We start from the raw sequence: 12,752 nt of genomic DNA on the forward strand, positions 1-12,752 counted from the left end.
GCCCGATCACTTACGGAACACGGAGATCCGCGCCATGACTGGCCAGCAACACGAACACCCGAGCCCACAGCAGGAGATGACAACCACCAGCACCAGCCGAGCAAGTTGGAGGTTCGGACACTCCCCCGCAGGGGGAGCGTCCGAACCCGGCCCCGCCTCCGGGGTGGCGGGGACCGTCCGGCGCCAGGGGGCGCCGGACGGGAAGCCTGCGACCGGGGGCGGATCGCAGCCAAGTGCGGGCGTCCGCAAGCGCCGGTCCAAGGGGAAGCCGCGTCCCCGTGACAAGAAGCAGCGCCCCGCGCAGAGCGTCCGCCTCAACGAACGCGAACACATCGTCATCCAGGCCGGCGCCGACGCCGTCGGCATGAGCGTCGCCGGATTCCTCGCCCACTGCGCCCTGGCCGCCGCCCGCGACCAGACCCGCACCGCCGCCACCATCGCCGCCGACCACGACGTTCTCATCGAGCTCTTCGCCACAGGCCGCAAGCTCAGCTGGGCCGGCAGCAACCTCAACCAGATGGCCAAGACCCTCAACTCCGGCGGCGACATCGCCCGCATTGAGGAAGCCCTCACCGACGTCCGCCGCGCGGCCACCGCCACCAGGGCGGCCGTCGAGCGGATCACCAACCGCCAGAAAGGCAAGACCGCTTGATCCCCTGTATCCACAAGCAAGGCAGCAGCACCCACGGGCTGCTCAACTACCTCTACGGCAAAGGCACCCGCGAGGAGCACGTCGACCCGCACCTGGTCGCCTCCTTCGACTCCATGGCACCCGACCCCGGCCGCGCCCCTTCCGCCACGAAGGAAGACCTCCAGCGGCTTCTCGACCAGCCACTGCACCTCCTCGACGAAGACCAGCGGCCCGACCAGCACGTGTGGCACTGCTCCGTACGCGCGGCAGGCACCGACCGCATCCTGAGCGACGTGGAGTGGGCCGACATCGCCCGCCGCATCGTGGCCGCCACCGGCATCGACCCCGGCGGCGCAGACAGCGCCGGGTGCCGGTGGGCCGCCGTCCGCCACGCGGATGACCACATCCACATCATCGCCACCCTCGTACGCGAGGACGGCCGCCGCCCCGACCACCACCGCTCCGGCCAACGCGCCCAGGCCGAAGCCCGCCTCATCGAAGCCGACTACGACCTGCACCGCGTCAACCCCGGCGACGGCACCGCGGCCAAACGCCCCACCAGCGCCGAACGCCACAAAGCCCAACGGGCAGGGCGGGAGCGTACAGCGCGAGAGGAGCTGCGAGAGGCCGTGCGCGGCGCCTCGGCCGGCGCCGCCTCCACGGATGAGTTCTTCGACCGTCTGGCCGCCGACGGCCTGCTGATCCGCAAGCGGATCGCGCCGTCGGGCGACCTGCTCGGCTACAAGGTCGCGCTGCCTGGCGACCGCAACAAGGACGATGAGCCGGTTTTCTATGCCGGTTCCACGCTCGCTCCCGACCTGTCTCTGCCCCGCATCCGCAAACGCTGGTCCCTCCAAGCGGAGGCGATCGCCGAGAGCGGTCCCGGGACGGCCCAGCCGGTTCTGCCGCCGGTGACCCACCCCGCGTTCGCCCGGCGACGGGCCGCCGCCGCCACCTGGCAGGCTCTGCTGATCATCGATCACGGCGACGACGGCACGGCAGCAGCGCAGATCGCCGCAGCAGGGGAGGTCCTGGACGCGCTTGCCAAGACCTCCGCCGCCCACACCCGCGCGGAACTCCGGCAGGCGGCGTTCGTGTTCGAGCGGGCCGGCCGCTCTCACGTGCGCGCCGTACGCGGACATGACCACGCCCTGCGACAGGCCGCCCACGATCTCGTCCACAGCGGCCCCGCCCTCGGCCGGGGCGAAGACGGAGCCACCACGGCGATGGTCATCGACATGGCCGTCTTCCTCGCCATCGCCGCGGCGAACTGGCACGCCAGAAGGCACCACAGCCAGCAGGCAGCCGCAGCCCAGCAAGCCGCCGAGCATCTACGCGCCGCCTATCAGGCCGCCGCAGCCCACCCCATCGCCGCCCTCCGCCGGCGAGGCCAGCGTCTGGCACCGCGTATGCGGCAGCGGCAAGCCGATCTCCTGCACCAGGCACTGCCAGAGCTCGCCGAACGAATCCAGGCCGAGCCCGGCTGGCCCGCCCTGGCCGCCACCCTCGCCGACGCCCGGCAAGCGGGCCACGACCCGGCAGCCCTGCTCGCCGAAGCCACCCGACGACGCGAGCTCGACAGCGCCGACTCCCTCAGCGATGTCCTCGTCTGGCGCCTGCGCCGCAGTGCCCACCTGCCCGCCGCACCCGAAACCCCCCAGGCCACACCCACCCGCGACGGCCGGCACACCCCGACCCCAACACCCGCCACACCACCAGCGGCCAAGGCAGCGAACCACCCCGGCCGTCCGCACTGACCGGGGGAAGCGGGCGCAACATAGCCGACGATCGCCGGTTAGCCCAACCGGCGATTCTCCAGACCATTGAAGCTCCCAATTCCACGAGGAGCATCCGTATGCCCAACACCGACTTCCGACCCGACATCGTCGCTCTACTCTGCGACGCGGACTTCAAGTACCGGCCCGACACCCACACCTGGACCCACCGCGACGGACGCCCGTTCAGTAAGGAGGAACAGGCTCACGTCTTCATGGCAACCCGCGCCGAGCTCGCAGAAGTACGTGCGCAGACCGCGCGGTACCGGCAGTACGTGCAGGCAAGGACAGAAGCCCCGGAAACCATGCAGCGCTTCCTCGCCCCGTTCATGCAGCAGCTCACCCAGAAAACCCTCGGCAACGCCACCCAGCTGATGAGCAAGGACGAACGGAACGAGTTCGATCGGCTGCTCGCCCTCGTGCTCGAGCCAGTGCGTCCCTTCGCCCCCAACGCGTTCTGATGAGGGGCCACTTCCCCCAGCAATGAGGGCGAGGGAATTCCGGGCCGGGATGGCTCCCGGTTAGCGATCGGAGCGGCCAGTAGCGCCAACGAGCTGCCAGAGCAACGTGAAGCCGGGCCTCCCGAATGGGAGGCCCGGCTTCTCACAGCGTGGGGGCGGTGGTCAGCTGGCAGGGGCACACAGGAGCTGGTCCCGCGTGCTCTCCGGCAGCACCCTGCGCAACACCGGCGCGGTGGAGCTGAGCGAGGAGGCGAACGCGGCGACAAGACCGTGCGGCACGCTGGCGCTGAATGACGCGGCCCACAGGTACGGGGCACTCATGGCCGGCTCAGCCCACGCCTGCCAGCCCATCGCCCCCAGCCCCTCCGCCTCGGCAGTCAGAGCGCGGGGGTCGGCGTCCTGGATCAGGGATGGCGCCTCGGCGAGGCTGAGGCGGGAGGTGAAGGTGGGGTGTATCGCCACCGCGCGGGGTTGGTCAGCGTCGCGGAGCCAGCCGTGTGCGGTGGCCGCATCGAGGACCGCCTCGGGACCGGCTGGCAACGTCGTGGGCTGGCCGCATTCGTCGAGCGCGGAGAGGAAGTCGGTGATGACCTCGCCCGGGACGTCGGGGGTGAAGTAGGCGGACCAGTCCGCGAGCGGACTGCTCGCGTCCGAACGGGCAGAAACCTGCCACGCGATCGGCAGCCCACCGAGGTGAAACGGCTCGTCCGGCAGCACCCACTGAGCCCACCGAAGAGCGTCGCGACTGATATGCAGGACCGTGCTGCGTAGCACCTGATGGTCCTCCAGCGGCTCGTCGAGCTCACGCCGCCCTCGAACGACAGTCAGGCTCGTCCAGCCGAAGCCGGCGAGGCTGTCCGCGACGGCATCGTAGAGACGACCGTCGTCGCCGGCTAGGTGTCGGGGACCGACCCAGTACGCGGGAGGGGCACCGGGTCGGAAGGGATCGCTGGGGTGGTGCGGGTACAGGGGCGCCTCCGTGGGCTCGGGGGTAGGTCTTCCGGCAGGGCGTTGTACGTTGACATGGTCTGCGGCAGCACACCAGTCCTTTCAGGGACCTCTCTGTCTGCCCCCAGCGAACTGGTGAAAAGGTGGACAGATTTGCCTCGAGTGCAGGGCCAGCCTGTCCCGCTCCAAGACTGGCTCAGCGACATCCGGCGCTGCTGCTCTCGACAACGGTCGGACTTCGGTCGCCACCGACGATCGAGGCGGCTAGACCCTCTCGGACGGTGGTTCGGTCCGCCATCGTGCGGCTGGAGGGACAAGGCCACATCGGTAACGGACCAACGCGGGGGCGGGCCATCCTCGCTCTGCCTGCAACACAGGAAGGTCAGACGGCATGACGACGAGCAAGCGAACTGCGTTCGACCCTGCAATGGCAGCGAGGATCTTGCGTAGTGCCTGCGGGCCAGCCGGGTTGGATCCCGACGGGATCGAGATGCTGCGACTCGGTGACCATGCGGTGTTCCGCATCGACGGCGGGCGGGTCGTCTCTCGCGTCGGCCGTCACGCTGACCGTCTGCCGTCCGTGCGCCGAGAGGTCGCTGTCGCGCAATGGCTCGCGTCTGAGGGCTATCCGTCGGCGCGACTCGTCACGGAGGTTGAACAGCCTGTCGTCGTCGAGGGGCACCCGGTGACCTTCTGGGAAGGGCTGGCCGACGGCGAGAAGTACGCAAGTACGCGTGAGATGGGCGAACTCCTGAGGCAGCTCCACGGACTGGAGCCGCCTCATTTTCTTCTGCCCGAACTCCGCCCCTTTGACAAGGTCCAGCAGCGGCTGAGGCGTGCTGTGATCCGTGCCGAGACTCGCGCATATCTCACTGACCTAGCCGGGAAGTTGGCTGCTGAGTACGAGAAGCTGGAGTTCGCGCTTCCGCCGGGACATCTGCACGGTGACTTCAACATCGGCAATGTTCTGTTGGACGCCGAAGGACACCCGAAGGTGATCGACCTAGATGGCTTCGCGACGGGCCCCCGCGAGTGGGACCTCATGCAGACGGCCATGTACTACGACAGCTTCGGCTGGCACACGGAAGCCGAGTATGCCGACTTCGCGGTCGGCTACGGCTTCGACGTCCGGCAGTGGTCCGGGTACACAGTGCTCCGGAGCGTCCGCGAACTGCTGATGGTCACCTGGCTTTCGCAGAACGCCGGGGCGAGTCCGCGCGCAGCTGAAGAAGTTGAGAAGCGCGTCGAGACGCTGCGGTCAGGTGGCTCCCGGCGGGCTTGGGCACCTTTCTAGGCGGCTCCGGCCTGCTGCCAAAGGCGGAATTCGCGGGCTTGTTCCTCGAACTCGCGGCTCTCCGGGGCCCGCCTCATGGCGTCCGTGACGCGGCCCTGGAACTCCCGCACGTACTGCAAGCAGCGTGCCGACTTCAAACCGTCACCGAGACTCAGGGCCCTCAGAGCGATCTCGTAGCCGCGGCCGATCTCTCCTTGGTCGATGTACGCCTCGGCCTGCACCATCGTCGCGAAGAAATCGCTTCGGTTGTTCATGCCATCGCCGAAGATGGAGCCCGCGCCCCGTTCGGTCGCTTCGACAGAGCGTCCCAGGTCACGGAAGCAGTGACCGATCTCCGCCGCTAGCTCCACCTCGTCGAAGTAGGCGATGTACGGCGGATCGCTGTCGGCCGTCCTCTGGCTGAGCTGGCGTTCCGCCTCCACCAGGGCCAGGTCGCAGCCTCGCTCGTCACCAAGACGAGCCAGAGCCCGTGCCTCCATCGCGCGGAACTGCGCGGCCATCGTCGGGCCCAGGCTTGCGGCCGGCCCCATGTACGCGGCACGGGCGAGAGATGCAGCGTCCTGGTACCGCCCCGTGAACGTGGCCTGATGGCTCATCGCGGACAGGATGCTTCCGCCGAGAAGCCTGTCGCCCGCCGCTTGGGCCATGCGCAGGCCCTGGATGAAGTAGCGCTGGGCGATGCCATGCAAGCCGCTGTCGTATGACATCCATCCGGCGAGCAGGAGCGCTTCGGCTACCGCGGAGTGCAGCTGCCTCCCCACCCCATCGGAGTACTTCCCATCGAGTATCGGCCGGACATCCGTGTGCAGGTACTGGATCAGCGCGCGTCGCGCGTGGCCACCGCCGAACTTCCCGTCAAGCATGCTGAATGCCTCGGCAGTTGAGCGCACCATCTCCACGTCCAGCGCGCCGATTGCCCGGTTACCGGTGCGCGTCAGCTCCCCGTCCGGCCGGGCGACGAGCCAGCGCAGTGCCGCGGTGTTCCATGCGGCAGAATCCGGCGGTGCCCGGACCAATCGCTCAGCCTCGCCAAGGTCTGCGCGCCACAGGTCAGCCACGGTCTTGGCCACGGCCTCGGGATGATCCGCGAAGTCAAGCCCCAGGTCAGGCTGTACGGCGGACACCGCCGCGTCGCCCATCCCGATGTCATCGACGGTGAGGCGGCGCCCCAGGAGACGCCCGACGGCCTCGGCGATGAACTGCGGCATGTTCCCGCGCGGCATCGAGCCCTTGAGCCATCGGGTGACGTAGGTGTGATCGCAGGTGATGGCTTCGCCCGATCGAGCCGCCGCGGCGACTACCGCGCGGGCAAGCGACTTGTGCGAGAAATCAGCTTCCTGCATGAGTGCGGCCAGCCTGGCATTCCGGTCTGCCATTGGACCTCCAGAGAACGGCCGTAGTGCCAGCTCGACGCACCGTCACTCTACGAAGATCAGGGCCAGGGTGCAGGGGATTTGCACGTAGGGGCGCACGAGTGCACCCCCAAGTGCACGCTCCCGAAGTCGCCTCTGGGTGGCGACAGTTGGATCACCGCGGGCAGGCCGGACGTTCCGAGTCGAACACCATGGGCGACTCCGCGGCCCCGTGAGCATTTTCCCCAAGCCTTGATCGCGTTGTGCGCCCCAAGCGACGGCTGGCGCAACGGCATCGCGACGTGGAATGAGAGGTCACCGTGCACGGCATGACAGAACAGCTCTCCGAGCAACCGGGCTGGTCGCGACGCCAAATCGCCTACTACCGCGCAAGAGCCGCCGAGTACGACAGTGCATACGGCGAACGCATGCACCTGCCCCAGCTCGCGAAGACACTCGACGAGTTGCCCATCCGCGGCGATGTCCTTGAGTTGGCGTGCGGCACGGGCCAGTGGACCCGACTGCTCGCCGATCGAGCGCAGAGTCTGACCGCGCTGGACGCCGCCCCGGAGATGCTGGATATCGCCCGCGCCCGGATGCAGGGTACGACGACTCGCTTCATCGGAGCGGACGTCTTCAGCTGGGAACCTGACCGCCAGTACGACACTGTCTTCTTCGCCTTCTGGCTCAGCCACGTGCCGCCCGTGGAGATGGAAGCTTTTTGGGACTTGCTTCGGTGGGCGCTGGCGCCCGGTGGCTGTGTGGTCTTCCTCGACGACTCCCCGGCGAAGGCCGAGATCGAAGACCTGGCGGTCGAGATGGACGTGCCCACCGTGCGCCGCAGGCTCGCCGACGGAACTCAGCACCACGCCGTCAAGGTGTTCCGTGACCCTGCCGGCATTACGCGCCAGCTGAACGACCTGGGATGGGGTGCCCAAGTCAGCCAGGCAGACCCGTACCACCTCGCCGGCATTGCACGCCCCCGGGACCACGCGTGACCGGCATCAACGGCTATCCCAGTCAGCCCAGCGTCCGCGCTGGCGAGACGGTTCGACTGCACATCGCCACATCGGCTCCCCACTTCAACATCGACTTCTACCGATGGGGCTCAAAACCGCGCCATGCAGGGCGTGTTGGGTGGCTAGGATGTGACGCCGCTCCCGGCCGCTACGACAGGGACTGGCACTGGCCCGCCTACGACTTCCGGGTGCCGCGTGACTGGCCATCAGGGGTTTACGTCGCGGTCCTGAGTACCGATCCGGTGTCCGGCACGCCGTTGATGGACACTCGCGAAGCCAGGATGCTGCTGGTCGTCACGCCTCCGGCTCCCTCAGGCCGCAAGGTCCTCTACAAGATCCCGATCTTCACCTACCACGCGTACAACACAGCAGGTGGCGGCAGCCTTTACAGCGCCTCCCACGTGACACTGCGGCGCCCGGGCGGTGGAGTCGGAGGTCCCGTCAAGGGATTGCCCGACCCGTACGACGCCACGTCCCCGCGCCAGACGTTCGCGCACTGGGACGCCCCCTTCATCTCAGGGATGGAAGGAAGCGGCATCGAAGTCGACTACTGCACCGACCTGGACATCGACGAGGGTCGGTTCCTGAACGACGGATACCGCCTGCTCGTCTCCGCCGGGCACGACGAGTACTGGAGTACGGGGGCCCGCCGGAACGTCACCGCCTTCCGCGACGGAGGCGGAAACATCGCTAACTTCGGGGCCAACACCTGTTGGTGGCGCGTGAAGGTCGCTCCAACCGGCATCTCCGGTCTTGAGTGCGACAAATTTCCTCCCGGAGCCCCCGAAGGAACCGACCCGGATGGCTCGTACGGATGCCCCGACCACTGGTGGGAGTCGGAACCGGAGAACACGCTGCTCGGCGTGAGCTACCGAAACGGCGGCGGCCACTGGGACGGACCCCGCGCCTCCCTCGGATTCACCGTGGCGGACGCGGACCACTGGGTTTTCTCCGGCACCGGCCTGAAGACCGGTGACACCTTCGGCCGCGACGGGGCACTGATCGGCTACGAGTGCGACGGCGCCGCGTATCAGATCGATAAGGACGGCCGTCCCCGCCCGACCGGCCAGGACGGGACGCCGAAGGACTTCGAGATCCTCGGCCTGGCCCAGCTGCCGGCCGACTGGCACTTCGCGGCCCGAGAACCGACGGACAGCCCTCGTGCGGCCACCCTCGGCCTCCGTGCCTCATCCGCGTCGGGCGGCGCGGTCTTCACCGCCGCCACCACCGACTGGGCTCGGCTGCTGGCCACCGACCCTCACGTCGCGACCATCACCCGCAACGTTCTCACCCGTCTCGTCTGACCAAGGGATCGTCATGTCTGGACTTATACGGCCGCTCAGCGTGATCATCGGCGTCAACGGCATCGGCATGGGCCACTCGGTCCGGCAGAGCGTGATCGCCCAGTACCTCCGCGATCGCGGGCACGAGGTGCGGATCGTCACCAATGGCACAGCCCGCGTCGAGTACTTCCATGACCTCGGCTTCACCGCGTGGAACGGGTGGATGCCGACCCTCCTCGCCCGCGGTGACCGCATATACGCGAGCGACGCCGCACGGGCCAACATCCGTCAGGCACCGGCTGGCATCGCCCAACACTTGCGCCTGCGCCAGCTCGTCCGCGAGACCCGCGTTCCCGACGTATTCATCACCGACTACGAGCCCAACACCCCACGTCTGGCCTACCACTTCGACAAACCGCTGATCTCCGTCGATCAACAGAGCAAGTACCGGCACCTGGACCTGCCGAACGTCGACCGCTACGCACGTACCGCCGACGAACAGCGGCTCCGCTACTTCACACCCCGCGCCGATCGATCCTTCATCTGCTCCTTCGTCCCCTTGAAGGACGAGGACCCCAAGCTCGAGTTCATCGCACCTGTCGTCCCCGACGTCGTCCGCTCAGCGCCGGTCAGCACCGAGCCAGTCGTCACCGCCTACTTCTCCCGGTACTTCGACCACGGTCCGGAAGACACCGTCCGCGCCCTGACCGATATCTTCCAGCAGCACGTCACTGACCGTGCCTTACGCATCTACGCTCAGGGCGCGGACATCGGGGGCCTACGTCGGTACGCAAGCGGCAAGATCGAGATCTGCCCCTTCGACCGAGAAGCGTTCATCGCCGACATGGCCCGGTCCGAAGCGGTGTTCTCCAACGCCGGCTTCAACCTCATCAGCGAAGCCTTCGTCCTCGGCAAGCCCGTCCACTTGGTGCCGCTGCCCACCTACGACCAGCACTGGTGCGCCAAGGTCGTCGACGAGGCGAAGCTCGGGACCAGCACGGCACGTATCAGTCCCGCGGGAGTCCTCGGCTTCCTCCGACATCTCCAGGAACTGCGCGAGAACGTCGTACGCCATCGGGATCAGCACCTCACGACCGACCCCCGTGAGCAGATCGCCTCCTACCTGGAGAGCCTGCTGTGGGAGTCCCCAAGTCAACTCCACAGCTCTTCCGCCCGGTAGACGGTCATGGGGCTGCCTTCGCTCTCCGCACAGACGGACACCGCGGTGACCGTCGCCGCTGTCGCGGCCTGCTACCGCTTCGCTGTCTCTCCGGCTGTACGGTTCCTTTCGCTACGTTCCTCGGCCCGACCCGCAGTGATCGCGAGCGGCGCGTCCACCGTGGTGCTCCCCTTCCTCCCCGTGCCGATCCCCGGACCGTTCCACTGGTTCGCCCTCTTCGTGACCGCGTTGCTCAGCTGGCAGGGCGCCACGAGCGACTACGACGTGACACGCCCCGTAGCGCCGCAACGCCAGGACAAGCAGCTGTTGCTGCTGCTCGCGGTCGCCTCGGCGTTGTGGACGCTGCTGCTGCTGCCGTGGCTCGTCGTGTATTGCGGCAGGCTGCGGGGGTGGAAACACCACGCGATGATGCCGCTGCGGCTGCTCAAGGCGTACCTGGCCTGGTTCTTCGTGGCCCTGCTCCTCGGCCCGTCGGGGTCACCAGCAGGACTTCTCCTGATTCTCGGCTGCGTCTGCCTCTCCCACTACGTCAAGCCGGCCTGGAGCAAGGCCCGCCTGGGGCCGCGCCCTTGGTCATGGGCCTGGCACAACCGCACGCACTACCTCACCGCCTCCGCGTACTGCTGGGGCTGGGCGCGATTCATCCCCCCGAAGGCCATGTCCCAGGTACTGCGCCGGGTCCGCGTCGTCGACCGGCCGGTCAACTTCCTCACGATGGCGGTAGAGGCCGCCGGTCTCATCGCTTTCCTCGACCGTCAGCTGCTCATCGCGGCCCTACTGGCAACTGGGATCTTCGGCCTCACGGTGGCCCTCGCCTCCGGCATCCTGTTCTGGGAGAACATCGCAACCAGCATCGCTCTGGCGCTCACCGTCGCTCTGGTCCCCGGCCATGACGCCACGTACGACCCAGCGTTCGGCTGGCCGGCCGCGCTCCTGGCGCTCGCGACGCTCCTGCTGAGCACCACCGACCTGCTGTGGCAGCCGTGGCATCTGGGCTGGTGGGACGCACCCTTCACCGCTCGCATGCACTGGCAAGTCGAGACCGTCTCGGGCGCGACGCTTGGCCTCTACAACGACTTCATGTGCCCGTACGAGCGCGAATACGGCCGGGTCTTGGGCTACTTCCTCACCGAAGAGCCCGTGCTCCACGGCCACCTCGGCATCGTCTGGGACCGACACCTCCGCGACCTCCTCGTCGCCGCCGACGGTGACCTCGACAAACTGCGCACGCTCAAGCAGACGTACGGCAAGGCCCAGACGAACGAGGAGCAAGCACGCGAGCACGTGGTCTTCCTGACCACGATGTTCACGCGCCTCAACTCCGGTGTGCCAAAGGGCCCTTTGCCTCGCTCACGGCGCTGGCTCAAAGCACCCGGAGGACAACTCTACCGGTGGGGAGACCTTCCTCCCCACCGCGGTGAGGAGCCAGTCCGCCGGATCACCATCCGGTACCAGGAGCGCTGCTACCGCCCGGACACCGGCGAATTCGCCCTGCTCACCAGCGCCATCGCGCTGGAGATCGAAATTCCCCTGCCTGCCCATGACTGAGGGAGTACCTCATGCGCAACGTCTTCATCGACTGCGGAACCAACCTCGGAGTCGTGCTGAAGCGCTTCATGCACGAACTTCCCGACCATGACTTCTACGCCTTCGAGCCCAACGAGAAGCTGCTGCAGTCCATCCGCGACGAAGTCGAACGGGCCGCTCACTCTCCTCGCGTGGAGATCTCTCACAGCGCGGTATGGACCCACGACGGAATGATCAACCTATTCCTGGGCCACCACGAGAGCTCCACCGTGATGCCCGGCAAGCGCGTGCCCCCGGTGTACGAGCAGCAGATCGACTACGGCTCACCCGTCCCCGTGCCCGCCACGGACTTCAGCTCCTGGCTGCGCAGGACCGTCACCCCGGACGATCACGTCGTCGTGAAGATGGACATCGAGGGCGCCGAGTACCCCGTGCTGACGAAGCTGATTGCCGACGGGACTCTCGGCCTCATCTCCGTCCTCTACATCGAGTGGCACTACGACCGCTTCTCCTACATGACCAAATCCGACCACGACCAGCTCGTCGGCGCCGTATCCGCGTGCGTCGACGTCCGCGACTGGGACTGACGCGAGGAAGGCGAGAGGGAAGGGGCGCCAAGTCATGCACACAAAGCACATCTACTTGATCAAACACGGCGAGACGGAGGAGAACCTCCGCGGCATCCACCAAGGCCAGGCCGTCGGCGGTCGTCTCAGCGAGCGCGGACGCGACGACATACGCGCCGTCGGCGACAGCCTCGCCGCCTCCGAAATCGCTGTCGGCCAGATGCTCGTCAGTCCGATGTCACGCGCCCGCGAGTCCGCTGAGCTGCTGGCCGCCGCGCTCGCACCGGACGACGTGCGGGTGAATGAGCGTCTGGTCGCGAAGAACAGCGGCCACCTCGGCGGAAAGTCAAGGGACTTGGCGGCCGTGGAAGCCACCCGCCAAGGAGTGCCGATCCACCAACTCCGCTCGCCTGGAGGCGAATCGTCCGAGGACGTCCAGGCCCGCTATGTACGCCTGCTGAACGACGTTTGCTCGGGACCGCACCGCACGACAGTCCTCGTCGGGCATGGAGGCGGAATCGCCTGCCTGCTGCTGCACCTCACCGGGCAGGGCTTCGGCCGCTACTTGGAGTACGTGCCGGAATCAGCGGGCTTGACGTGGATCGAGGTCGACGAGGGCCGTCCACGGATCCAGGTGATGAACGCGCGGCCGACCGCTTTGACCGACCACGTCCAACGCACAGCCCGTGCCGCCCGATGAACGCCGGGCCGGTACG

The 12,752-nt window shown here is 67.7% G+C and carries 12 protein-coding genes; 10 read left to right on the top strand and 2 right to left on the bottom strand.

Going from position 1 to position 12,752, the window contains the following annotated elements:
* The first annotated feature begins 34 nt into the window (after nt 1-34).
* From OIE74_RS17240 to OIE74_RS17250, 3 genes are all read left to right on the top strand, one after another.
* Complete coding sequence (locus OIE74_RS17240; RefSeq protein ID WP_329384205.1) at nt 35-652, top strand: mobilization protein; 618 nt, start codon at nt 35-37, stop codon at nt 650-652.
* Complete coding sequence (locus OIE74_RS17245) at nt 649-2,388, top strand: relaxase/mobilization nuclease domain-containing protein (protein WP_329384207.1); 1,740 nt, start codon at nt 649-651, stop codon at nt 2,386-2,388. Before OIE74_RS17240 ends, OIE74_RS17245 begins: the two co-directional genes overlap by 4 nt.
* Nucleotides 2,389-2,486: 98 nt before the next feature.
* Complete coding sequence (locus OIE74_RS17250; RefSeq protein ID WP_329384209.1) at nt 2,487-2,867, top strand: hypothetical protein; 381 nt, start codon at nt 2,487-2,489, stop codon at nt 2,865-2,867.
* Nucleotides 2,868-3,029: 162 nt separating this feature from the next.
* On the opposite strand, the gene OIE74_RS17255 is transcribed toward OIE74_RS17250, so the two are convergent.
* Nucleotides 3,030-3,836 carry a DUF317 domain-containing protein gene (locus OIE74_RS17255; RefSeq protein ID WP_329392333.1) on the bottom strand — a complete coding sequence of 269 codons (807 nt, stop codon included), beginning with the start codon at nt 3,834-3,836 and terminating at the stop codon, nt 3,030-3,032.
* Nucleotides 3,837-4,206: 370 nt separating this feature from the next.
* Between OIE74_RS17255 and OIE74_RS17260 the strand changes: the two genes are divergently transcribed.
* Nucleotides 4,207-5,109, top strand: coding sequence for an aminoglycoside phosphotransferase family protein (locus tag OIE74_RS17260; RefSeq protein WP_329384211.1), 903 nt, complete (start codon nt 4,207-4,209; stop codon nt 5,107-5,109).
* Here the strand turns inward: OIE74_RS17260 and OIE74_RS17265 are convergent.
* The gene (locus OIE74_RS17265) at nt 5,106-6,485 is read right to left on the bottom strand and encodes a hypothetical protein (protein WP_329384213.1); all 1,380 of its coding nucleotides are present in this window, start codon (nt 6,483-6,485) and stop codon (nt 5,106-5,108) included. The two genes, OIE74_RS17260 and OIE74_RS17265, sit on opposite strands and share 4 nt — an antisense overlap.
* A gap of 305 nt (nt 6,486-6,790) precedes the next feature.
* On the opposite strand from OIE74_RS17265, the gene OIE74_RS17270 reads away from it, so the two are divergent.
* From OIE74_RS17270 to OIE74_RS17295, 6 genes are read left to right on the top strand one after another with little or no spacing between them, the layout of a single operon-like run.
* Entirely contained in the window at nt 6,791-7,459 is a 669-nt protein-coding gene (locus OIE74_RS17270) for a class I SAM-dependent methyltransferase (RefSeq protein ID WP_329384215.1), read from the top strand.
* On the top strand, nt 7,387-8,784 hold the full coding sequence (locus tag OIE74_RS17275; RefSeq protein WP_329384218.1) for a N,N-dimethylformamidase beta subunit family domain-containing protein: 1,398 nt from the start codon (nt 7,387-7,389) through the stop codon (nt 8,782-8,784). The genes OIE74_RS17270 and OIE74_RS17275 overlap by 73 nt, the downstream gene beginning before the upstream one ends.
* A gap of 13 nt (nt 8,785-8,797) precedes the next feature.
* Nucleotides 8,798-9,943, top strand: a complete 1,146-nt coding sequence (locus OIE74_RS17280; RefSeq protein WP_329384221.1) for a glycosyltransferase family protein — start codon at nt 8,798-8,800, stop codon at nt 9,941-9,943.
* Between the two features lie 6 nt (nt 9,944-9,949).
* Nucleotides 9,950-11,491: a hypothetical protein gene (locus OIE74_RS17285; RefSeq protein WP_329384224.1), complete on the top strand. Its 1,542-nt coding sequence runs from the start codon at nt 9,950-9,952 to the stop codon at nt 11,489-11,491.
* 11 nt (nt 11,492-11,502) lie between these two features.
* A complete protein-coding gene (locus OIE74_RS17290) occupies nt 11,503-12,057 on the top strand; it encodes an FkbM family methyltransferase (RefSeq protein ID WP_329384227.1) in 555 nt (184 codons plus the stop codon).
* A 34-nt stretch (nt 12,058-12,091) separates the two neighbouring features.
* Complete coding sequence (locus OIE74_RS17295; protein ID WP_329384229.1) at nt 12,092-12,736, top strand: histidine phosphatase family protein; 645 nt, start codon at nt 12,092-12,094, stop codon at nt 12,734-12,736.
* Nucleotides 12,737-12,752 lie beyond the last annotated feature (16 nt).

It is taken from the genome of Streptomyces sp. NBC_01716 (assembly GCF_036248275.1).
Taxonomy (GTDB): Bacteria; Actinomycetota; Actinomycetes; order Streptomycetales; family Streptomycetaceae; genus Streptomyces.

Bases quoted from the DNA above. Each gene is read 5' to 3' on its own strand.
- OIE74_RS17290 (WP_329384227.1), top strand. From the start codon at position 11,503: ATGCGCAACGTCTTCATCGACTGCGGAACCAACCTCGGAGTCGTGCTG.
- OIE74_RS17250 (WP_329384209.1), top strand. From the start codon at position 2,487: ATGCCCAACACCGACTTCCGACCCGACATCGTCGCTCTACTCTGCGAC.
- OIE74_RS17240 (WP_329384205.1), top strand. From the start codon at position 35: ATGACTGGCCAGCAACACGAACACCCGAGCCCACAGCAGGAGATGACA.
- OIE74_RS17285 (WP_329384224.1), top strand. From the start codon at position 9,950: ATGGGGCTGCCTTCGCTCTCCGCACAGACGGACACCGCGGTGACCGTC.
- OIE74_RS17275 (WP_329384218.1), top strand. From the start codon at position 7,387: ATGGGGTGCCCAAGTCAGCCAGGCAGACCCGTACCACCTCGCCGGCAT.
- OIE74_RS17265 (WP_329384213.1), bottom strand. From the start codon at position 6,485: ATGGCAGACCGGAATGCCAGGCTGGCCGCACTCATGCAGGAAGCTGAT.
- OIE74_RS17295 (WP_329384229.1), top strand. From the start codon at position 12,092: ATGCACACAAAGCACATCTACTTGATCAAACACGGCGAGACGGAGGAG.
- OIE74_RS17280 (WP_329384221.1), top strand. From the start codon at position 8,798: ATGTCTGGACTTATACGGCCGCTCAGCGTGATCATCGGCGTCAACGGC.
- OIE74_RS17270 (WP_329384215.1), top strand. From the start codon at position 6,791: ATGACAGAACAGCTCTCCGAGCAACCGGGCTGGTCGCGACGCCAAATC.
- OIE74_RS17260 (WP_329384211.1), top strand. From the start codon at position 4,207: ATGACGACGAGCAAGCGAACTGCGTTCGACCCTGCAATGGCAGCGAGG.